This is a genomic window from Mangrovihabitans endophyticus (assembly GCF_014646155.1).
Classification (GTDB): Bacteria; Actinomycetota; Actinomycetes; order Mycobacteriales; family Micromonosporaceae; genus Actinoplanes; species Actinoplanes endophyticus.
In genome coordinates, this window is the sequence record NZ_BMMX01000005.1 from 11,968 (window position 1) to 33,128 (window position 21,161).

The 21,161-nt window shown below is 73.3% G+C and carries 20 protein-coding genes; 13 read left to right on the forward strand and 7 right to left on the reverse strand.

Annotated features, from left to right (window positions below):
* Positions 1 to 25 precede the first annotated feature (25 nt).
* From IEY73_RS09065 to IEY73_RS09075, 3 genes are read left to right on the forward strand one after another with little or no spacing between them, the layout of a single operon-like run.
* Positions 26 to 3,016: an FtsX-like permease family protein gene (locus IEY73_RS09065; RefSeq protein ID WP_189078673.1), complete on the forward strand. Its 2,991-nt coding sequence runs from the start codon at positions 26 to 28 to the stop codon at positions 3,014 to 3,016.
* Positions 3,013 to 6,024, forward strand: coding sequence for an FtsX-like permease family protein (locus IEY73_RS09070; protein WP_189078674.1), 3,012 nt, complete (start codon positions 3,013 to 3,015; stop codon positions 6,022 to 6,024). The genes IEY73_RS09065 and IEY73_RS09070 overlap by 4 nt, the downstream gene beginning before the upstream one ends.
* Positions 6,021 to 6,689: an ABC transporter ATP-binding protein gene (locus IEY73_RS09075; RefSeq protein WP_189078675.1), complete on the forward strand. Its 669-nt coding sequence runs from the start codon at positions 6,021 to 6,023 to the stop codon at positions 6,687 to 6,689. The genes IEY73_RS09070 and IEY73_RS09075 overlap by 4 nt, the downstream gene beginning before the upstream one ends.
* A 40-nt stretch (positions 6,690 to 6,729) precedes the next feature.
* Here the strand turns inward: IEY73_RS09075 and IEY73_RS09080 are convergent, their stop codons facing one another.
* Positions 6,730 to 7,572, reverse strand: a complete 843-nt coding sequence (locus tag IEY73_RS09080; RefSeq protein ID WP_189078676.1) for an ABC transporter ATP-binding protein — start codon at positions 7,570 to 7,572, stop codon at positions 6,730 to 6,732.
* 66 nt (positions 7,573 to 7,638) lie between these two features.
* Here IEY73_RS09080 and IEY73_RS09085 point away from each other — a divergent pair, with 66 nt between their 5' ends.
* The 6 genes from IEY73_RS09085 (at position 7,639) to IEY73_RS09110 (ending at position 11,538) form a co-directional block, all read left to right on the forward strand.
* Complete coding sequence (locus IEY73_RS09085) at positions 7,639 to 8,577, forward strand: ribose-phosphate diphosphokinase (protein WP_189078677.1); 939 nt, start codon at positions 7,639 to 7,641, stop codon at positions 8,575 to 8,577.
* A gap of 33 nt (positions 8,578 to 8,610) precedes the next feature.
* Positions 8,611 to 9,525: a glycoside hydrolase family 88 protein gene (locus tag IEY73_RS09090; RefSeq protein ID WP_189078678.1), complete on the forward strand. Its 915-nt coding sequence runs from the start codon at positions 8,611 to 8,613 to the stop codon at positions 9,523 to 9,525.
* 211 nt (positions 9,526 to 9,736) lie between these two features.
* Positions 9,737 to 10,111, forward strand: a complete 375-nt coding sequence (locus tag IEY73_RS09095; protein ID WP_189078679.1) for a hypothetical protein — start codon at positions 9,737 to 9,739, stop codon at positions 10,109 to 10,111.
* A complete protein-coding gene (locus tag IEY73_RS09100) occupies positions 10,108 to 10,548 on the forward strand; it encodes a hypothetical protein (protein ID WP_229715692.1) in 441 nt (146 codons plus the stop codon). Before IEY73_RS09095 ends, IEY73_RS09100 begins: the two co-directional genes overlap by 4 nt.
* Positions 10,549 to 10,553: 5 nt before the next feature.
* Entirely contained in the window at positions 10,554 to 11,117 is a 564-nt protein-coding gene (locus IEY73_RS09105; RefSeq protein WP_189078680.1) for a hypothetical protein, read from the forward strand.
* A 25-nt stretch (positions 11,118 to 11,142) separates the two neighbouring features.
* Positions 11,143 to 11,538 (forward strand): roadblock/LC7 domain-containing protein, encoded by a 396-nt coding sequence (locus tag IEY73_RS09110; RefSeq protein WP_189078681.1) that lies wholly within the window; start codon positions 11,143 to 11,145, stop codon positions 11,536 to 11,538.
* Here IEY73_RS09110 and IEY73_RS09115 read toward each other — a convergent pair.
* Positions 11,522 to 13,576, reverse strand: a complete 2,055-nt coding sequence (locus IEY73_RS09115) for a hybrid sensor histidine kinase/response regulator (protein WP_189078682.1) — start codon at positions 13,574 to 13,576, stop codon at positions 11,522 to 11,524. The two genes, IEY73_RS09110 and IEY73_RS09115, sit on opposite strands and share 17 nt — an antisense overlap.
* A 143-nt stretch (positions 13,577 to 13,719) precedes the next feature.
* On the reverse strand, positions 13,720 to 14,532 hold the full coding sequence (locus IEY73_RS09120) for an SGNH/GDSL hydrolase family protein (protein WP_189078683.1): 813 nt from the start codon (positions 14,530 to 14,532) through the stop codon (positions 13,720 to 13,722).
* A gap of 288 nt (positions 14,533 to 14,820) precedes the next feature.
* On the opposite strand from IEY73_RS09120, the gene IEY73_RS09125 reads away from it, so the two are divergent.
* Entirely contained in the window at positions 14,821 to 15,228 is a 408-nt protein-coding gene (locus IEY73_RS09125; protein ID WP_229715693.1) for a hypothetical protein, read from the forward strand.
* Positions 15,229 to 15,234: 6 nt separating this feature from the next.
* On the opposite strand, the gene IEY73_RS09130 is transcribed toward IEY73_RS09125, so the two are convergent.
* Positions 15,235 to 16,092 carry a patatin-like phospholipase family protein gene (locus IEY73_RS09130; protein ID WP_189078684.1) on the reverse strand — a complete coding sequence of 286 codons (858 nt, stop codon included), beginning with the start codon at positions 16,090 to 16,092 and terminating at the stop codon, positions 15,235 to 15,237.
* A gap of 454 nt (positions 16,093 to 16,546) precedes the next feature.
* The gene (locus IEY73_RS09135; protein WP_189078685.1) at positions 16,547 to 16,837 is read right to left on the reverse strand and encodes a DUF1540 domain-containing protein; all 291 of its coding nucleotides are present in this window, start codon (positions 16,835 to 16,837) and stop codon (positions 16,547 to 16,549) included.
* A gap of 164 nt (positions 16,838 to 17,001) precedes the next feature.
* On the opposite strand from IEY73_RS09135, the gene IEY73_RS09140 reads away from it, so the two are divergent.
* Together IEY73_RS09140 and IEY73_RS09145 are read left to right on the forward strand one after the other, a co-directional pair.
* Positions 17,002 to 18,111, forward strand: coding sequence for a glycoside hydrolase family 26 protein (locus IEY73_RS09140; RefSeq protein WP_189078686.1), 1,110 nt, complete (start codon positions 17,002 to 17,004; stop codon positions 18,109 to 18,111).
* A gap of 82 nt (positions 18,112 to 18,193) precedes the next feature.
* On the forward strand, positions 18,194 to 18,577 hold the full coding sequence (locus IEY73_RS09145) for a PPOX class F420-dependent oxidoreductase (protein WP_189078687.1): 384 nt from the start codon (positions 18,194 to 18,196) through the stop codon (positions 18,575 to 18,577).
* 3 nt (positions 18,578 to 18,580) lie between these two features.
* Here the strand turns inward: IEY73_RS09145 and IEY73_RS09150 are convergent, their stop codons facing one another.
* Positions 18,581 to 19,726, reverse strand: coding sequence for a DUF5925 domain-containing protein (locus tag IEY73_RS09150; protein WP_189078688.1), 1,146 nt, complete (start codon positions 19,724 to 19,726; stop codon positions 18,581 to 18,583).
* 210 nt (positions 19,727 to 19,936) lie between these two features.
* Here IEY73_RS09150 and IEY73_RS09155 point away from each other — a divergent pair, with 210 nt between their 5' ends.
* Entirely contained in the window at positions 19,937 to 20,728 is a 792-nt protein-coding gene (locus IEY73_RS09155; protein ID WP_229715716.1) for an ABC transporter ATP-binding protein, read from the forward strand.
* Here the strand turns inward: IEY73_RS09155 and IEY73_RS09160 are convergent.
* Positions 20,691 to 21,131, reverse strand: coding sequence for a nitroreductase family deazaflavin-dependent oxidoreductase (locus IEY73_RS09160; RefSeq protein ID WP_189078690.1), 441 nt, complete (start codon positions 21,129 to 21,131; stop codon positions 20,691 to 20,693). The genes IEY73_RS09155 and IEY73_RS09160 overlap by 38 nt on opposite strands.
* Positions 21,132 to 21,161: the final 30 nt, after the last annotated feature.

Consider the following 21,161-nt stretch of genomic DNA (forward strand, 5'->3'; position numbering starts at 1 on the left):
CACCGATCATGGTGGGGGTGGCCGTATGTTCGCGCTGATCCTCGGCGCGGCGCGGACCCGCACCGCCCAGGTGTCCGCGGTGCTGGCGCTGACCGCGCTGGTGGCGGTGGCCGCGGCCGCCGGGCCGTGGTACAGCGAGGCCGCCGGTGAGCGGGCCGCCGCCGCGGACGTCCGGGGCGCACCCGCCGAGCAGCGCACGCTGTCGGTGCGCCGGGTCGCGGACACCGACGGCGATCCCCGCGCGGCGCTTGACGCCTTCGCCACGGCGGCCACCACCAACCTGCCGGTCGACGGTTCGGCTCCGGCGCTGGGCATGACCCTGGCGATGACGGTGCCGCACGGCGTGCAGGCCCCGGCCATCGCGGTGAGCTACCGCGCGGGGTTCTGCGACCATGCGCAACTCGACGGGCGATGCCCCGCCGCGGCCGGCGAGGTGGCCCTGGAGCGTGCGGCGGCGCAGCAACTGGACCTCGTGGCCGGGGACACCATGACGGTCCGGTCGGCGCCCGGCACGGAACCGCTGCGGCTGCGCGTGGTGGCGCTGTACCGCATCGCCGATCCCTCCGGCGCGTACTGGAGCGACAAGCTGTTCCGGGCCGACGACGGCTTCGAGCCGCTGTTCACCCCGCTGGACACCTTTGCGCGCCGTCCGCTGTGGCAGCCCACCCTCGCGTACGACACGGTGGTGCCGCAGGCCCGGCTGCGCGAGGGGGTGCGGACGCTGAGCGCGGCGCTGGCCGAGGCGGACCGTCGCCTGCGCGCGCAGGACCTGCAACTGGTCGACGCGACGGGTGACCTGCTGGCGACCATCGCCCGGGACCGGGCGGCGATCCGGCGCAGCGTGCTGGTGGCGCTGGGCCAGGTGCTGCTGCTGGGCTGGTTCGCGATCGCCCTCGCCACCCGGTACACCGGGCGGGACCGCCGCGCCGACACGGCGTTGCTCAAACTGCGCGGGGTGGGACGGCCGGCGATGCTGCGGCTGATCCTGGGCCAGCACCTGCTTCCGATGATCGGCGGCTTGCTGCTCGGGCTGCCGCTGGGAGCCCTGATCGTGCGCCTGCTGGCCGGGCCGGTGTCCGACGGCGCCCGCGCGACGGTGCTGGCCTGGTCGGCCGCGACGGCCGGCGCGGTGCTGGCCGGTGGCCTGCTGGTGGTGACCGCGGTGGAAGGGCTGGCGTTGCGGCTGAGCGTGGCCACCCTGCTGCGCCGGGTCACGGTGGGCCGCCGCGACTGGCGGGCCGACCTGATCGACCTGACCCTGCTGGCGCTCGCCGCGGCGGCCACCTACCAGGCCCGCTCCGGCGGCGCCGACTCCGGTGTCGGGCTGATCGCGCCGGGCCTGGTCGCGCTCGCCGTCGCGGTCCTGCTGGCACGGGTGCTGTCCCGGGTCGCCGATGCGGTGGGCGGGGCGGCGCTGCGGGCCGGGCGGCTGCGCGCCGGACTGGTCGCCGTGCACGTCTCCCGCCAGCCCGGTACCGACCGCGTCTTCGCCTTCGTCACCACCGTGGTCGCGGTGTTCGTGACGGCCGCCGGAGGCTGGGCCGCGGCGCGCACCTCGCGTGTCGACCGGGCGGCGGTGGAGCTGGGCGCGTCGCGAGTGCTGACCGTGCAGGCGGACAACCGCACCGTGCTGGAGGACGCGGTCCGCCGCGCCGACCCCGCCGGGCGGTTCGCCATGGCCGCGGTGGTGGACGGGTCCAGCGACCCGCCGGTGCTGGCGGTGGACACTTCCCGGCTGGCCGCGGTGGCTCGCTGGCGTCCCGAGTACGGGCCGGTAGACGCGCTGCCGGCGGCGACCCGGGCGGCCCGTCCCGTGCACACGCCGCCGGTGGTCACCGGGCGCGCTCTGGTGCTGGGCGTGCGCAACGACTCCGACGCGCCGGTCACGCTCGCTGCGGTCCTGCAGAACGAGGGCGACGGCACCCGCGTCACCGCCGTGTTCGGTGCGGTCCCGCCGGGGGAGCACCGGGTATCCACCCCGGTGCCGGTGTGCGGGGGCGGGCCGGGCTGTCGCCTGGTCGGGTTCACCATGTCCGGCTCCGGCACCGAGGTCCGGTTGTCGTCTCTGGCCCAGCGGGACCCGGCCGGCGAGCTGCTGGACGGGGCCGCCTTCGGCGACATCATCCGATGGCGGCCGAGCGTGAACGGCGCCGCGCTGGACGTCTCGGTGGCCGGCCGCAGCCTGCGCCTGCGTACCGACGTGCGGGCGCGCGAATACGGCACGGCGACCGGTGACGTGTACGCCCGCGCGGCCCCGCTGCCGGTGCCCGTGGTGCTTGCCGGCGCGCCGCCGGAGACCTGGCGGTTCACCGACCCGGCGCTGTTCGCGGTCGGCCCCGGCCTGACCCCGGTCCGGGTGGCCGGCACCGCGTCGGTGCTGCCGGTGCTCGGCGCCACCGGTGTGCTGGTGGACCTGGACACCGCACGTCTGCTGGCGGCCGGCGCGGAGACCGGCGGCACGTTCCAGGTGTGGCTCGCCGCCGACGCGCCGCCGTCGGTCGTGGACGCCCTGACGACGAACGGCCTCACGGTGGCCGCCGACCAGACCGTCGCCGCCCGCGCCGCCCGGCTCGGCGTGCAAGGCCCGGCCGCCGCGGTCGAGTACGCGCTGCTGGCGGCGGGCCTGGCGCTGCTGCTGGCCGCCGCGGCGGTGGCGGTGGTGGCCGCGGTGGACCGGGAACCGCAACTCGCCCGGCTGGCCGCCCTGCGGACCCAGGGGCTGTCCCGGCGTGTCGCGGCGACGGCCGGGTATGCCGGACCGGCCGTCCTGATCGTCACCGCCTGGCTGGGTGGGCTGCTCGCGGCGGTGGCGGCAGGGGCGGCGGCGCAGGTGCGCACGGCGCCGTTCACCGACGGCTGGCGGATCGTCATCCCGCCCGATCCGCTGGGCGGCGGCGCCTTCGCCGCGGCGGCGGTGATCGCGCTGGCCGTGCTCGCCCCCACGGCGTGGCTGGCGGCGCGTCCGCTGATCCGTCGGCTGTCCGGGCGCGGCGCCGGCGCGGAGGGCGGGGCATGATCCGCATCGTTGCGATCATGATGTGGCACCGGCGCGGGCAGGCCGTCACGCTGGCGCTGCTGTCGCTGCTCGCGGTGGCCGCCGCGGTCGCCGCGCCGGCATACGTGCGGGCCGCCGACCGGGCCGTCGCGGCCGGGCAAGTGGCCACCGCCACCCCGGCGGAGCGGGCGCTCACCGTGTCCGCCACGCAGAACCAGCGCTCCGGCGAGCAGGAGGCATTCGGCTTCGACGACATCGCGGGTGCCCTGCTCGACCTGCCCGGCTTCAGCTACGTGTATGCCGCGGAGTACCCCACCGTCGGCATCGAACCGACCGCGATGGTGCGGTCCCGCTTCGTCTACCGGCAGGACGCTTGCGCCCACCTGCGCATGGCCACCGGCCGGTGCATGATCGGCGAGGGTGAAGTGGTGATCGGCGTGCGGGCCGCCGGGCGGCTGTCGCTGACCGCGGGCGACCCGATCACGCTGACCGCGGCGCGGTTCAACCCGGACCCGCGGCATCCCGGATTCCTGACCGACGGCAAGCCGCGTGACCTCACCGTGGTGGGCACCTACCGGGTGAGTGACCCGCAGGACACGTACTGGGGCGCGCACGGATATTTCGCCCGGGACGCCGGCGACCGGCCCGGCGAGCCGGTGTTCGCCGACGCGGCCACCCTGCAGGCCATGGACCACGGCAGCACCGACGTGTCGGTGGACGGGTTCGCCGGGTCCGCCGCGCTGGCGGTGGACCACCTGGGCGCACTGCGCACGCAACTGACGGGCGTCGGCGACCAGGCGGGCGACCTGGGCGCCGGACTGGTCGTGCGGACCCGCATCCCGCAGATGCTGGACCGCATCGACGCGGGCCGCGCCGCCGCTCGCCTGATCGTCCCGGTGCTTGCCGTGCCCCTGGTACTGCTCGCCTGCCTGAGCATCTTCCTCGCGGTGGGATACAGCACGCAGGGCCGGCGTCCCGAGCTGGCGGTGGTCGCGTTGCGCGGCGCCCGCCGGTGGCACCGCTGGTGGCTGGCCTGCGGCGAAAGCCTGTTCGCCATCGGCGCGGGCGCGGTCGCCGGATGCCTGGCGGGTCAACTGCTGGTGGACGCGGTGGCGGCGTGGCGCTTTCCGGGCGTGGGCGTGGACGCCGGGATCGCGCCGCTGCGCAACGCGCCGCCCGCGTTGCTGGCCGCGGTCGCCGCCGCGCTGCTCGCGCAACGCCGGCAGATCGCGAGCCCGGTCGCCGACCTGCTGCGCCGCACCGTGCTGGCGGCCGGCGGCGGGCGCGCGCTGGCGGTCGAGGCGGCGGTGGCGCTGGTGGCCGTGGTGACCGGCCTGCAACCGCTGCTGTCCGGCGGGTCGCTCACCGGGGTGGGCATGTTCGCGGCAGGTTTCGTGATGCTGGCCCTCGCGCTGATCTTCGCGCGGCTGGTCACCCTGGCGATCACCCGAGTCGCCGGCCGGGCGCTGATCCGCGGCCGGCTCGGCCTGGCGCTGGCCGCCTTCCCCCTGTCCCGGCGGCCGGGTGCGGCCCGGCTGTGTGCGCTGCTGGTGGCCGCCGTGGCGGTCGCCGGGTATGCCGCCTGCGCGGTGGACGTGGCGGCGCGCGGCCGGCGGGTGGTGGCCGAATTGGGCACCGGCGCCGACCGGGTGCTCACCATGGAACCGGTGGGCCGGCAGCAACTGCTCTCCGCGGTGCGCGGCGCCGACCCCGGCGGCCGGTACGCGATGGCCGTGGTGCCGCTGCCTCCGGTGGGCGCCGGTGAACCGTCGGCGGGGCTGGCGGTGGACTCGACACGGCTGGCCGCCGTCGCGCACTGGGCGCCCGGCGGGGACCCGGCCGGGGCCACCGCGCGGGCGCTGCGCCCGGCCACGCCCGCCCCGGTGGTGATCCCCGGGCGGGACGTCACGGCCGACATCACCGCCACCGGCCTGCAGCCGGACAAGCCGGTGCGGCTGTCGCTGGTGTTGTCCTCGGTGACCGGCTTGGGCGACACCATCGTCCACTTCGGAGACCTGCGCTCCGGACCCTGGACCTATCAGCAACGGGTGCCGGTGTGCCGGCAGGGCTGCCGGCTGAACGCGGTGGCGCTGACCACCGGCATCGGCGTGGCCGGCGTCAGCGGCGAGGTGGTGCTGCACGGGCTGCGCAGCGTCAACCCGGTGCGGCCGGCGCTGTCCGCCGCGGCGCTGGCCGACACGGGCCGCTGGCGGCTGAACGCCTACGGCAGGCTCACCACCGCCCCGGACGGGCTGCGCATCGCGCTGAACGCGCCGAACGGACTGGGCGACGGCGCGTTCGTGCAACCCGTGGACACCCCGTGGCCACTGCCGGTGGCGTGGTCCGGCGACGCGGGGGAGCGCATCGCCGGTTTCGACGGCGGTGACGTGCCGGCCACCACGGTGGCGCACCCGGCGGTGGTGCCCGTGTCGGGGCTCGGGTCCGCCCTAGTCGACATGGAATATCTGGACCGGGTCTCCACCGACGCCTCGGCCGTCGACGACCCGCAGGTGTGGCTGGCGGCGGGCGCCCCGCCGGGCATCGTCGACGCGCTGGCCGGCCGCGGTCTGGTGGTGGTCCGGGACGTGCGCGCCGACCACGTCCGCGATCAGTTGGATCGGCAGGGCCCGGCGATCGCGCTCTGGTTCGCCGTGCTGGCCGCGGTGCTGGCGACCGCGCTCGCGGCGGGCGCGCTGATCCTCGCCGCGAGCGTCGACCGGGCCCGGCATGTGGCGGACCTGCGTGCGTTGCGTGCCCAGGGACTGCCGCGTCCGCCGGTGCGCCGGGCCACCCTCGGGACCTACCCGGCGCTTGTCGTGGTGGCCACCGTGCTGGGCCTGGCCACCGCGCTGGCCGGGTGGGGGCTGACCGGCTGGGCGTTGCCGCTGGCCGGCCTGGACCCGCCGCCGCTGCCGTTGCCCGGATGGCCGCAGCCGCCGGTGCTGGCGGCGACCGGTGCCGTGATGCTCGCCGTACTGGCCGTGGTCGCGTACGCGGCGGGCCGCCGAACCCTCAGGGAGGTGCCATGACGACGTTGACCCTCGCGTCGGCCACCATCGCCTACGCCGGCGGTGACCCGGTGCTCGGCGACGTCTCGCTGACCGTGCGGCCCGGTGAGGTGCTCGCGGTGACCGGCCCGTCCGGGGCCGGCAAGACCACCCTCCTGTGGGCGCTGGCCGGGCTGCTGCCGCCGGTGTCCGGACGCGCCACGGTGGACGGGACGGACCTGGGCGACCGGGACCACGCGGTGTCCCGCGGCGTGGTGCTGATCCCGCAGGACAACGGGCTCGCGGCGATCCTGACCGCGGCGGAGAACGTGGTGGTCGCGGTGATCGCGGCCGGGGGCACGGCGGCACAGGCGCGCCGGGACACCCAGGCGGCCCTGGAGAAGGTGGGCCTGAGCGGGCACGGCGACCAGCTCATCGAGGAACTGTCCGGCGGCCAGCAGCAGCGCGCCGCGATCGCCCGCGGGCTGGCGCTGCGCGGTGACGTGGTGCTGGCCGACGAGGTGACAAGCGAACTGGACGCGGCGAACCGCCAACGGGTGATGGATCTGCTGCGCGCCGAAGCGGACCGCGGCGCGGCGGTGGTGCTGGCCACTCACGACCCGGACGCCGCCGCGCTGTGCGACCGGGAGCTGCACCTGCGCGACGGCGTGGCGCAATGGACGCGCGAGGCGCCGCCCGGAGGGTGACGTGGCCCGCCGCCCGCCGCCGCCCGTGGAAGCGCCACCGTCAGGGCGCCGGCTCGGTGCCGCCCGGCACCAGGGTGACCTCGCCGTCGTCGTGCTGCACCGTGAACAGGGTGCCCGGCGGGTAGTCGCCCAGCACGTCGGGCGGCAACTGCACGGTGCCGTCGCCGGCGACCACCGCGAAGTCCTGACCGCCGCGCCCCTCGGAGCCGACCCGGCCGTCGCGGATGGTGACCGCCCGTCCCAGCCGGGCGCCCACCTCGTTGTCGTGGGTCACCACCACGACGGTGGTCTGCCGCTCCTGGTTGACCGTCTCCATCGCGGCCAGCACCTCGTCCCGGCCGTGCGTGTCCAGCCGGCTGGTCGGCTCGTCCACCAGCAGCAGTCCCGGTCCCGCCGCGACGCCCACGGCCAGCGCGGCACGCTGCCGGGCGCCGGGAGTCAGGTCGGCGAGCCGGGATCGGCCCTGGCCGGGCAGCCCCACCAGGTCCAGGATGCGGTCCGGGTCGTCCAGCGTGATGCCGCGCGTGTGCGCCGCACGCCGCTGCGCCAGCCAGATGTTGCGGTGCAGCGTCGCATACGGCAGCAGGTTGCGCGCCGCGCCCTGCAGCACCACGCCGATCTCGGTGCCGCGCAGCCGGGAGATCTCGCTGTCGGAGAGCCGGCCCATGTCGTACGTGCCGATGTTGATCCGTCCCGCGGAGGGCCGCATCAGGCCCGCCAGCAGGGAGATCAGGGTGGACTTGCCGGAGCCGGACGGCCCGACCAGGGCGAGCGTCTCGCCGGGCGCGATGGACAGGTCGACGCCGGCCAGCGCGACCACGTCACCCGCCTCGGCGCGGTAGATGTGGACCACCCGGCGACAGGCGACGGCCAATCCGTTCATGCCGCTCACGCTAGCGGGCCAAGGTCACCCGTCCGTGTCACGGGTCCGCCTTCTAGGGTGGTGCCCGTGCGCGACATCGCCGTCTTCACCGGAAGTGCCCATCCCGACCTGGCCGCCGAGATCTGTGAGCACCTGGGCGTGCCGCTGCTGCCGGCCAAGGTCTCCCGGTTCGCCAACGACTGCATCGAGGTCCAGCTCCAGGGCAACTGCCGGGAGCGGGACGTGTTCCTGATCCAGCCGCTGGTCCCGCCCGTACAGGAGAATCTGGTCGAGCTCCTCTTCATGCTGGACGCGGCCCGTGGCGCCTCCGCCGGGCGCATCTCGGTCGTTCTTCCCCATTACGCGTACGCGCGAAGCGACAAGAAGGACGCGCCGCGGATCTCCATCGGCGGTCGCCTGGTGGCCGACCTGCTGACCACCGCGGGTGCGGACCGGGTGCTCGCGATGACCCTGCACTCGCCGCAGGTGCACGGCTTCTTCAGCATCCCGGTGGACCACCTGCACGCGCTGCGTGAGCTGGCCGACCACTTCCGCGGCTACGACCTGAGCAACACCGTGGTGGTCTCGCCGGACCTGGGCAACGCCAAGGAAGCGGCGGCGTTCGCCCGGATGCTCGGCATCGAGGTGGCCGCCGGTGCCAAGCAGCGCTACGCCGACGACAAGGTGGTGATCAGCACCGTGATCGGTGAGGTGACCGACCGTGACGTGATCGTGCTGGACGACGAGATCGCCAAGGGCAGCACGGTCTTCGAACTGCTCGACCGGCTGCGCGAGCGCAACACCCGCAGCGTCCGGGTGGCCTGCACGCATGGCTTGTTCGCCGCGGGCGCGATCGAACGGCTGTCCGCGGAGAAGGACGTCGAGGAGATCGTCTGCACGAACACCGTGCCGATCCCGCGGTCCGAGCACACCGACAAGCTCACCGTGCTGTCGGTGGCCCCGGCGCTGGCCGAGGCGATACGCCGGATTCACAACGGCGAGTCGGTCAGTGCCCTGTTCGCCTGAGGGACACTGGTTCGCCTGCGGGACACTGGCGCGATGACCGACGCCGCGCCGCCCGAGGACCGCGTCTGGACCGCCCTGCTGGCCATGCAGCGGCAGTCCTGGGAACAGGGCGTGGCCGCGCAGGCCGCGCTGGACGGCGGCCGCGCCGATCTGGCCCGTTTGCTGGCCGAGTCGGCGGTCGCCCGGCAGGCCCCGGACGGTCGCCTGGGCGGCGCGGACGACAACGCGGTCAACGGCGCGGCCTGCGCGGAGGCGGCCCGGGCCGGTGGCTTCACCGAAGCTGCGGACCGGCAGATCGACTGGCTGGTCCACCGCGCTCCGCGTGCCGCCGACGGCACTCTGTTTCATGTGCTGGGCGGGCGCGAGGTGTGGGCGGACACGGTGTACATGGTGGTGCCGCCGCTGGCCGCCGCCGGGCATCTGGACCTCGCGGTCGCCCAGGCGCACGGGCATCGGCGCCGGCTGTGCCGGGACGGCCGCTACGCCGCGGTCTGGGCCGAGGACATCGGCGCCGCGCGGCGTGGCGAACACTGGGGCGGCGGTAACGGCTGGGTGGTTGCGGGCCTCGCGCGGGCGCTGCGCCAGGCCCCGCAACTGCGCGACAGCGACCTGCCCGCGCACGGGCGGGAGGTGCTGGACGCCTGCCTGGCGCTGCGCCGCCGGTCCGACGGGCTGTTCCACGACGTGCTGGACGACGACACCACCTTCGTGGAGACCAATGCTGCGCAGATGTTCGCCTACGCGGCCCTCACCGGCGCTGCGGACGGCTGGTTGCCCGCGGCGTACGCGGTCACCGGGCGGGATCTGCTGGCCGCCGCCACCCGCCGGATCGACAGATACGGCGTGGTTCGTGGCGCCTGCGGCGCACCGGCCTTCGACGGCCCCGGAACGTCACCGGAGGCACAGGCATTTCACCTGCTCGCGTGGGCTGCGTCGATTCGCGTCTGACCGGACCGGCGCTGTCCATCGGCCGTTGCGGCCGGATCTCGTACGATCGGCCTACCTCTTCGGGATGATGGGCTTGACCTGCACGGATTGCATACCGCATCACACGCTGTGGCGGTCTGGGTGTGTCAGTGTTGCCCCCGCAAAGATCCGCTTGGGCCTCGGATGTCATCACTTACCGTGACGATCGGGGTCCCGGTTCCCCGGAGGACACGTGGCGAACATCGAGACTTCCATGAAGGAAGCGATGGCCATCGAGGGCGCCGTCGGCGTGGCCCTCGTCGACTACACCAGCGGTCTCACGCTGGGTGTCATGGGCGGCTCGCCGACCATGGACATGAACGTGGCCGCGGCCGCCAACACCGACGTGGTGCGCGCCAAGATGCGCGCCCTGGAGATGCTGGCGCTGGGCGACTCCATCGAGGACATCCTGATCACCCTGGACAGCCAGTACCACCTGATCCGCCTGCTGGACAACCGGCGCGGCGGCGGCTCCTTCTTCCTGTACCTGGCGTTGAACAAGAGCCGGGCGAACCTGGGGATGGCCCGGCACCAGCTCCGCAAGATCGAAGCGGAACTCGAGGTATGACCGCCGTCGACGAGGCGCCGACCCGGAGCATGTCGCAGATCGTCACCGATTCGGTCGCCACGTTCCGCGTGCAGGTGCCGGAGTGCATCACCGCGGCGCTGGTGGACATGTCGACCGGCATGCTGCTCGCGGTCGACACCCTGGAGGAACGGCCGGACGACGACCTGGACCTGCTGGCGGCGGCGACCTTCGACCTGTTGCAGGGCCGCAACGTGCGGATCATCGAGGACGTGTTCCGCGGTGGCGCCGCCGGTGACCGCCCGTACTTCCAGGAGATGCTGGTCAACACCGACGACCTGGTGCACCTGTTCCTGCGCAGCGCGCGGCATCCGGACCTGGTGGCCGCCGTGGCCTGCCGGCGGCAGGCCAACATCGGCATGCTGTTCGCCCAGGCCCGGATGGTGATGAAGCAGATGGACGCAGACTTCGGCGCCTGACGGCCATGCAGGTGGAGAAGGCGCTCACCATCGCGGGCGCCGTCGCGGCGGCGTTGGTCGCGGTGGCCGACCGCAAGGTCGTCTGGGCCGGCGGAGCGCCGGCGCCCGGCCGACTGGACGCGGACGCCGCCGTCGGCGTGGCGCGGGGTGCGCTGGCGCTGGTCGAGCTGACGGACCCGGATGACGAGTTCGGCGACGTGCTGATCACCAGCGCCGCTTACTTCCACGTGCTGCGGCTGGTTCGCGGACCCGACGGCGCCGACCTGGTCGCCTGCCTGGTGCTGCGGCGCACGACCGCGAGCCTGGCGCTGGCCCGGCACGAGTTCAAGATGATCGCCAACGAGCGAGGCGCGCCCGCCGCGCCCGCCCCCGCCGGGGAAGCCGAGCCCGATCCCGATCCCGGCCCCGCCCCGGCCCACCTGCCACGGCGGCGGTCCGGCCGCAACAATGCGCCACCCGCAGCGGCCACCGCCGCCGTGCCCAACGATTGGTTCTTCCTGCTGAGTCAGCCGTTCACCACCGAGGACGCGGTGCTCGACCGGATCCTCGGCACGCTGCGGCACCTCTGACGACCACGACCCGAGAGAGACGCCCGTGCAGAGCACCACCGACCCTTACCAGGACATCCGCGGTGAACTGGCGGCGCTGCGCCACCAGGTCACCGGAGTGCAGGGCTGCGTCGTCGCCGGCGTGGACGGCCTGTTGATCCTGCACGACACGCTGAATCGCGCCGAGCCGCACGACCTGGCGGCGCTCGCGGCCGGCGCGCACGGGATCAGCCGCACCTGCGGCAACGCGCTGAACCAGGGCGGCTTCCACGAATGCACCATCCGCAACCACAAGGGCTACCTCGCCGTGTACGGCATCGGCGAGCTGGCCCTGCTGGCGGTGCTGGGCGACGAAGGGCTGAACATCGCCCGCCTGCACATCGAGGCCCGCCAGGTGACCGGCCGGCTGGCGCGGATGCTGGAGATCAATCCGTTGGCCTGACCGGTTGCGGCCCGCACAGCGACCGGATCGCGCCGAGCAGCGTGGATCGGGTGAACGGCTTCTCCACCAGCATGCTGTTGTCGTCCAGCTCCAACTGCGGGCCGAGCGAGGCCGCGGTGTACCCGGACATGTAGAGCACCGGAAGCTCCGGCCGGTGCGTACGCAACGCGGCGGCCAACTCCGGACCGGTCATCGCGGGCATCACCACGTCGGTGATCAGCAGATCCGGGTGCGCGCCCGCGGCCACCTGCGCCACCGCCTCCAGCGCGTCGGTGGCCACCGTGATGGCGTACCCGGCGGGCTCGATGAGCCGCTGCACCAGCCGCCCCACCTCCGGCTGGTCCTCGACGATCAGCACCCGGCCGATCACCGACCGGGTGGCCTCGTGCGCGGTCGCCGATCCGGGCCGCTGCTCGGCGGCCGGCAGATAGAGATGCACCGTGGTGCCGATCCGCGGCTGCGACTCCAGCGTGATGTGCCCGCCGACGGCCCGCACGATCCCGGCGGTGGTGGCCAGGCCGAGGCCGGCGGCGGTCGCCCGGGTGGTGAAGAACGGCTCCAGCGCCCGCTGCCGGGTCTCGTCGCTCATTCCCACGCCGGTGTCCTGGACCACCAGGTGCACCAGCCGGCCGCCCGGGGTGTCCTCGCCGAGCTGCCCCGCCGCGACGGTCTCGTTGCTCGCCGCCACCCGCACCATGCCGCCGTGCAGCATCGCGTCGCGGGCGTTCGCGGCCAGGTTCACCAGCGCCTGCTCCAGCGGGCCCCGCTCGGCGCGCACCGCCCACACGTCCGGGCCGAACGCCATGTCCAGGCCGATGTGCTCGCCGAGCGTACGGCTGAACAGGCTCTGCACGTCGGTGAGCAGATCCGGGACCGGGATGATCTCCGGGCGACCGCCGTCGCTGCGACCGAACGCGAGCAACTGGTGCGTCAGGGTCCGCCCGGTGTCCACCGCCTCCAGGATGTCGGTGGCCAGGCGGTGCTGCTCGGATCCCTCGGCGGCGGCCCCGGCCAGCATCTCCGCCGACCCGGACACCACGGTGAGCAGGTTGTTGAAGTCGTGCGACAGCCCGCCGATCAACTGACCGAGGCTGTCCAGCCGCCGCAGGTGGTCGAGCTGTCGTTTGAGCCCACGCGCGTCGATGTGGTCGGTGGTGTCGGTGATCATGCACACCACGCCGCCGAACGCGCCGTGGTCGTCGGTCAGCGGCATCATGCTCATCCGCGCGCTGCGCCGGGAGCCGTCGGCCCGCATCAGCCGGGCGGCGCCGACCGTGGACCGACCGGCCTGGCATTCGGTGAGCCGCCGGTTCAGCTCCTGCTGACCCACCTTGTCCAGGAAGCCCCGTAGCGGCAGCCCGACCAACTGCTCGCGTGGCAGCCCGAGGACCACCCCGATCGGTTCGTTCGCGTACGTCGTGACGCCCTCCGTGTCGAGCTGGAGCACCCCCTCGGGCACGGTCTCCAGCACCCGGCGGTACTTCTCCTCGCTGCGCCGCAGGCGTCGCGTCGCGCGGGCCGAGGACACCGCCAGCGCCAGCTCCCCGGCGACGTCGCGGGCCAGCTCGACCTCCGCGGCGGCGTAGAAACCGCCGGGCGCGCCGCGGGTCAGGATCAGGTATCCGGCGTACGCGTTGTCCACGATCACCGGGCACAGCACCGCGGCGTACACGGCGGGCGCCGGGCCGGAGTCGGTGCGCGAGGGCAGCTCGGTCAGCGGCGCGGAGCCCTCGGCGGACGCCACGATCGGCCGGCGCCCGGCGGCGAGCGTGGCGGAGAAGTCGTCGTCCGGCGCGTCACCGTGGCGGTCCAGCCACACGGCCAACCGGCGCGCCGCCTCGTCGTCCGGGTGTGTGGCGGCGATCGGGCCGTACCGGCCGTCGTCGCCGAGCAGCACCACCGCGGCGCCGTCGCCGATCATGTCGGCCGCCGCCTGAGCCGCGATGACCTGCACGTCGTACGGATCGTGTGTGGCCCGGCTCAGGGCATGTGCGAGGTCGGCGAGCGCGTACCGGAGCGGATAAGCCATGACACCCATGCCCATCATCATCAAGCGGTGTGCGGGTGCGCGGAGGCGGTTCGCGGGGACTGCAACCGTCGCCGGACGGCTCCGTGACGGCCGGGACGCGTGGGGCAGGTGGGAGGTCCGGCCGCGGGACCGGTCCCTCCCCGGGCGGGCCGTCAGCCGGCTGCGTCGCTCAGCGCGGGCAGATACCCGTACGTGTAACCGGACTGGTTGGGGTGGAACGAGTCGGTCGGCGGCAGCAGGGTCAGTCCGTTGATCCATGGGCTGGGGCCGCACACGCCGTGGCCGGCGAACCGGTCACGCACGTCGGCGAAGGTGAAGCCGGCGGCCTGCGCCCGCGCCGCGATGGTGTCGTCGAGCAGCCGGGCCCCGTCGTTCAGCGCGCGGCGCTTGGTCAGGCTCATCCCGCCGATGCCGCACGAGGCGGACGAGGTGTCGAAGAGCACCGGGTATCCCAGCACGACCACGTGCGCATGCGGGGCACGGCGCCGGATCGCCGCGTACGTCGCGTCCAGGTCCGCGGGGAGCTCGTCGGTGATGTAGTCACGGCCGTCGTCCACGACGCGCTGGCAGTCCGCGTCGCTGCCCACGGTGCACGAGATCACCGTGGGGGCGAAGCCCGCGTCGTTGCCGCCGATGGTGATCGACACCAGGTCGGTGCCGCTGCTCATGAACGGCACCTGCAGGGAGCGCACGTCGTCGGTTTCGGCGCCGCCGCAGGTCAGGTTGGTGAACGAGCGCGGGTCGTTGGCCGCGGTCCACTGCGCCGGGTAGCCGCGAGAGCTGCGCAGGCACAGCCCGGACTGGCCGGGTGCGCCGACGCCGGAGGAGTACGAGTCGCCGAGCGCGACATAGTCGGTGTCGGCAAACGCCGAGGCGGCCTGGGCGGGGCTCGCGGCGGTGGTGAGGACGAGGGTGAGTAGGGACGTGATGGCGAGGCAGGCGAGAACGGCGGGCCGTCTGTTCATCGGTGGCCTCCGATATCCGCGGGGGATGCTGGGGGCCGAAGCGCTTCGGTTACCGCAGAGTAAGTCACCGCATCCGGGAAAGAAACACGGTGACATTCCCATTACGGGGTAGTAACATCCGTCGATGTGACATGCATGGATGGCATGCGGTCATGCTTCGCGCGCGGGTCGAGATCCCGGGTCGAGATCCCGGGTCGAGATCCCGGGTCGAGGCGCTGCTCCGTGGTCACATCGCCGGCCCAGGGGAGGTTCAGCCTGCCCACAGGTGTGCCGGTTAGCGTCGGACGCATGGAACACGAAAGGGCACGTCGCGTCGTGGACACCCTGCGGGCGCGCAACGTTTTCGCACACCTGAAACTGCCGCACGCGGGCATCACCCAGTACGGGATTCGCGTGGTCCTGCCCGACGGCCGCGAAGCCGTCTGGGACAACGACGGCACCGCCGGGCTGGAAGCGCAGATCATGCGCGACGGGGTGCTGGTGGGCTTCGTGGCGTCGATCCCCGGCTCGGAGAACTTCGGCGACGCCGAGATCGTCGAGGCGATCGCGGCGGCCGACTACAACCAGCCCATCGGGCGCTCGAAGCCGGCGTCGGCGCGCCCGGCTCCCGCCCGGCCGGTGGCGCCGAACCGGACTGAGGAGCGGTCGCGGCCCCAGGCGAGCCTGGCGCAGCGGCTCCTGGGTCGTCGCGGCTGACGCCGTTTACCACCTTTGCGGGCTGCTGTGCTCCCAGACGGCGCGGACCCGCTCGGTCGCCGAGGCCGCCTGCCGGTAACCGGCTTGCGCCGCCTCCGCCCGGTGGTCGGGATCCAGCGGGTTGCGACCGATCGCTCGCCGCGCCGCCGCATCCGGGCTGACCACCGTGGCGGGCACGCCGAGCCGGGCAGCCTGCGCGCCGGGCCGGTCGCCACGGCGCACGGTGGCGGTGGACGGGGCGATCACGATCACCCGGCCGCACCCGGCCGCCAGGTCCACATTGGCCATCGAGCGCACACCGCCGTCCACGTACCGTTCCCCGGCCACCGTCATCGGCGGCCAGACCAGCGGCACCGCGCAGCTCGCCGCGACCGCGTCGATCAGGGAGACGCCGCTGTCCCGGTCGAACACCCGCACCTCACCGGTACGCGCGGCGACCGCCGGGATGCGCAGGTCGGCCGTCTGCGGCCATGCGTCGTGCGGCACGCGCGCCATGATGGCGGTGCGGCGTGCCGACTCGGGCACCGTGGAGGCGCGCAGGGCGGCCCGTCCCAGCCACGCCCGGCCACGCCGCCGATCGCCGGGAACCAGGGCGGAGGCCACGAACCGCACCACCACGCCCAGGCCGATGGCGGCGTTACGGTCGCCGGAGGTATCGGCGAGCTCGGCCTCGAAGATGTCACCCAGCGGGGTGCCGCCGGTGACCTGCGCGGCGACGACCGAACCGGCGGACGTGCCCACGAAGCGGTCGGCGCGGGACAGATCAACACCGCGCTCGGCGAGCCCGTGCAGCAACCCGATCTCCCAGGCGACACCGGTGACGCCGCCACCGCCGAGTACGAGAGCCCGTGCGTCTTCGGTCATACCCTAGATCGTCTCACCCCCACGGCGGCCCCGTCTCGCCCTGCCCTGTCCCGTCTCGCCCTGCCCCGTCCCGTCTCGCCCTGCCCTGTCCCGTCTCGCCCTGCCCTGCCCCGTCTCGCCCTGCCCTGTCCCGTCTCGTCCTGCCCTGTCCCGTCCCACCCTGCCCTGTCCCGTCCCACCTCGTCCCTCCGCTCGTCGATCTTGCACTTCCTGTGCCCGGCCTGAGGCGGCATAACCGATTTGTCGGACCGGCAAGTCCAAGATCGGCGGACCGACGGGGCGATGCGGGATCGATCTTGGACGCTCGATGCCAGGTTGAAAAAGGTTCAATGACGTTCCATCATGCCGCAGGCGGGAAAACTCACCCGAAATGCGTCGTTCAATGGATCGCCGCGCCCATGGCGGTGGACGCGGCGATCAAATGGGTGAGGCTATTCGGCGGATCGGGAATGCCTTACCTCGCTTCGAAGGTGAGGCAGTCGGCGCGGTCGGCGCCCGCGCCGACGACGATCGCGCTCGCGTGGCACTCCAGGTCCTCGTTGTGCACGCAGTCGGTGCGTTTGCAGGCGCCCACCTGCGCCGTGAGCTGCCCGATCCCACCCTTGACCGGGGAGTCGACGAACGTGTCGCACTCGCTGCCAGCGCCACCGATGGTGATCGCGAAGGCCGTGCAGCCGTTGTGGTTGTAGCCGCACCCGCTGACGCTGCACTCCTGCACACGCGGCATGGCCATCATCTGAGTCATGGTGAGGCTCCTTTGCACTTCTGCCAGGTCTCCCGGCCCACGATAAAACATTTTCCGGTATCGTCGCGTGCCACCAAGGAGCGCACTTTTCGCCAAGGGTCACCGTTGTTAGGCAAGGCTGTGCACAATGATCGGGATCCGCCGCCTCGACCTGGAGACGCAGCATGCCCGACGCAGGCCCGGATCCACGCAGCACGCGGGCGCGGTCGCGGCGCTTGCGGTTGCTCGTCCTCGGCGTGGTGGCGGTGGTGCTGCTCGGCGCCGCCACCCTGGTGGTCATCCTGGCTCGCCGGCACGGCTCGCCGACCGCCGCGCCGCTGCCGGCGTCCGCGATCTCGGCGCGCCGGCTCATCGGGCAGCCGCGGACGGTGGGGCAGTGGCCGGGGGAGCACGGACTGTCCGGTGTGAACGGTGACCCCGTCTTGGACAGCGCGCACGTCAACGCGTTCTGCGCGGCACGCGGACGGCCGTGCCGGGTGACGCAGACGTACACGGACCGGACCTCGTGGGCGAGCATGACCCAGCAGACCGGCTGGACCTTCGACCTGTTCGCCGACTTCGCCGGGGCGCTCGTCGTTTCGCAGGGTCTGGTGCCCACCGGCGCGGAGGACGACCTGGCCGGCTGTGCCCGCGGCGACTTCGACGACCGGTGGCGCGACTTCGGCGCGCTGATGGTGAGCCATCGGCGGGGCGATTCGGTGGTGCGGCTCGGTTGGGAGTTCAACGAGCCGAGCATGGCCTGGCGGGCCACCGACACGCAGGCGTGGATCGAGTGCTACCGCCACGCGGCGGACAACATCCGCGCGACAAACCCGGACGTGCTGCTGGACTGGACGATCAACGCGCACCGGACGCCCGCGGACCTGTGCGGCGGCGTGTCCACGAACTGCTACCCCGGCGACGATTATGTGGACATCGTGGGAATCGACAACTACGACCATTATCCGTGGTCGCCCACCCGGGACGCGTTCGACGAGACCGCCGCGGCGCCGGAGGGACTGGACTGGCTGTACGACTTCGCCCGTACGCACGGGAAGCTGTTCTCGGTGGGTGAGTGGGGTGTGACGCCGGTCGGTGACGCCGGCCAGGAGAATCCGGACTTCGTCCGGTGGATGCACGAGTGGTTCGCCCGGCACGCCGCGGATCTGGCGTACGAGGCCTACTTCACCGACTGCTCGGCCGGTGGCGTCCAGTCCAGCCTGTTCCGCACCGACGCCGGATGCCGGCCCAATCCGCGCTCGGCGCAGGCGTACCGGGAGCTCTTCGGCGCCTGACCAGCCCGGTCACACCCTCGGTGTCGCGCCGCTGGTCTATCGTCGCGGGGGCAGACATCGCCGCGACCGCCGGGAGCCCGATGTGATCGCCGAGCAATTCCGCCGTCAGAAGACCGTGCTGCTGCAGACCCGCAAACGAGACGGTACGTGGGTGGGCACCCCGGTGAACGTCGTGGTCGACGACGAGGGCCGGTACGCCTTCTTCCGCACGTACGACGCGTCCGGCAAAGCCAAGCGGCTGCGCAACTTCTCCGACGTACGCCTGGCGCCCAGCACCGTGCGCGGACGGCCGACCGGGCCCGCGGTCACCGGCCACGCCCGGTTGCTCGACGAGACGGAGGCGGTGGCGGTGCGCGCGATGCTCGCCGCCAAGCACCCGCTCATCCACGGGCGGCTGGTGCCCGCTTTTCATCGCCGCCGGGGCTACCGGACGCTGCACTACGAGGTGACGTTCGAACCGCAGTGAACCTCAGAGATACAGGCCGGTGCCGTCGGCGTGCGAGGCCGGCACGGTGACCGGCCGGGTGCCGCCGCGCAGCGCGAACAGCTCCGCGAGGGTCGCCCCGTGCGGCCCGATCCCGGCCGAGGTGCCCAGCCACGCGACCGCTTCGGCGTACGGCAAACGACCGACCTCGATGCTGGCCAGGCACCGCCCCGGCCGGACCACCGCGGGGTGCAGCGTGCCCAGATCGTCGTTGGTGGTGATCGCGATGAGCGCGTTGCGGCCCTGGCCGAGCATGCCGTCGGTGAGGTTGAGCAGGCGGGACAGTTGCTGCCCGGCGCCGGCCTTGGCGTCCCCGCCGACCAGTTCGTCGCAGTCCTCCAGCATCAGCAGGCGCCAGCGCGGCTCGTCCTGGTCGCCGCTGCCGAGCGCGACGCTCATCAGGTACGCGGGGTCGCCGAACAACCGCTCCGGGTCGAGCACACAATCGACCTGACACCATGAGCGCCACTGCTGCGCGAGCGCCCGCAGCGCGGTGGTCTTGCCGGTGCCCGGTTCGCCGTGCAGGAGCAGCAGCCGTCCGTCGACCGTGGAGCCGTCGAGGGCCATCAGCCGTTCCAACGTACGGGTGACCGGCTCGGCGTAGTTCATCCTGATCCGATGCCACGGGGCGGCGTCGATCTCCCGTTGCACCCGCCGCGGCCCGTGCGGACCGTAGTGCCAGAAACCGATCGGCACGCTGTCCGACGCCGGCGCGGGTTCCTCGACCGCGTCCTCGATGGCGATGGCGAGCACGGACTCGGCCAGTTCGGCGCTGGTGGCGGTCACCGTGACACGCGCCCGGCGGCTCTGCTTCCAGCGGGTCACGTGCAGCGTCCAGCCGTCGCCGACGGCGAGCCGCCCGTGCCCGTCCTCCTCGGCGGCGTCGCGCACAACGCGGGCATCGTCGGTGGTCAGGGGCGCGTCGGCGCGGACGTTCTCCAGGTGGCTGGTGCGCCCGAACGGCTCGCGTCCGGTGACGAAGGCGTCGAGCGCGAGCAGGTCGACCACGTCGACCAGCCGGTCACCGTCGTCGACGGAACCGGACAACGGCAGCGAAGCGTGCGCGGGCGCGGCGGCACCGTCCGGCAGGCGGCCACCGGTCCGGTCGACGCTCTGGTGGGGAGTGCGCATGCCACCATGATCATGCCGCCACGGGGGTGGCCGCGGTACTTTCCCCCATCGGGCGATCCCCACCCGGTGCGTCGGCGCCGGACCGCCGCCGGACCGTTTGCCGGAGTGCCGCCCGGAGTGCCCGGCACCGGCACGCGCGCCGCCGTCGGGTAAGGTGAGCCAAGCCTAACCACTCAAGGGGGTGTCATGGCGCGGCTGTCCGGCACCGGCATGACACTCGGTTATGACCGCCGGGTCGTGACCACCGACCTGTCGGTGGAGATCCCCGACGGTTCCTTCACCGTGATCGTCGGCCCCAACGCGTGCGGCAAGTCCACGCTGCTGCGGGCGCTCGCCGGCCTGCTGACGCCGCGTCGCGGGGCCGTCGTGCTGGACGGGGCCGCCATCTCGTCGTATCGGGGGAAGGAAGTCGCCCGCCGTCTCGGCCTGCTGCCGCAGTCGGCCATCGCCCCGGAGGGCATTTCGGTCACTGACTTGGTGTCGCGCGGACGCTACCCGCACCAGAGACTGCTCCGGCAGTGGACACCGCAGGATGAGGCCGAGGTCGCCGCCGCGATGGCCGCCACCGGCGTGACGGCCCTCGCCGACAGGCCGGTGGACGAGCTGTCCGGCGGCCAGCGCCAACGCGTCTGGATGGCCATGGCGCTGGCCCAGCAAACCGGCATCCTGCTGCTCGACGAGCCGACCACCTATCTGGACATCGCCCACCAGATCGACATCCTCGACCTGTGCGCGGACCTCAACGAGCAGGGCCGCACCCTCGTCGCGGTGCTGCACGACCTCAACCAGGCCGCCCGTTACGCCACACACATGATCGCGATGAAGGCCGGCGCGGTCGTCGCCGAGGGCACGCCCGCCGCCGTCATCACCGCCGATCTGGTGTCCTCGGTCTACGGCCTGGCGTGCGAGGTGATCGAGGACCCGCAGACCGGCACGCCGCTGGTGGTGCCCGCCTCCCGCGCGGTCAGGCGTCCTTGCGGGTCAGCACGAACACCGGGATGACCCGCTCGGTCTTCTCCTGATAGTTCGCATAGTTGGGGAACGCCTGCACCGCGCGCGCCCACCACTCGTCGCGCTCGGCGCCCTCGACCTCGCGCGCCTCGTAGTCGTGCCGCTCCGCCATGTCCTGCAACTCGACGTGCGGGTTCTTCCGGAGGTTGTGCACCCACACCGGGTGCTTGGGCGCGCCGCCCAGGGAGCCGACCACGGCGTACCGGCCGTCGTGCTCGACGCGCATCAGCGCGGTCTTGCGCAGCATGCCGGACTTGGCGCCCACGGAGGTCAACACGATGACCGGCTTGCCCTGGATCTCGTTCGCCTCGGCACCCGCCGTCGCCTCGTAGGTCTCGGCCTGATTGCGCGCCCAGTCGGATTTGCTCGGCGCGTACTCCCCGGAAAGTGGCATTCCGCCATCCTAGATCCGCTTCCCGTCCGC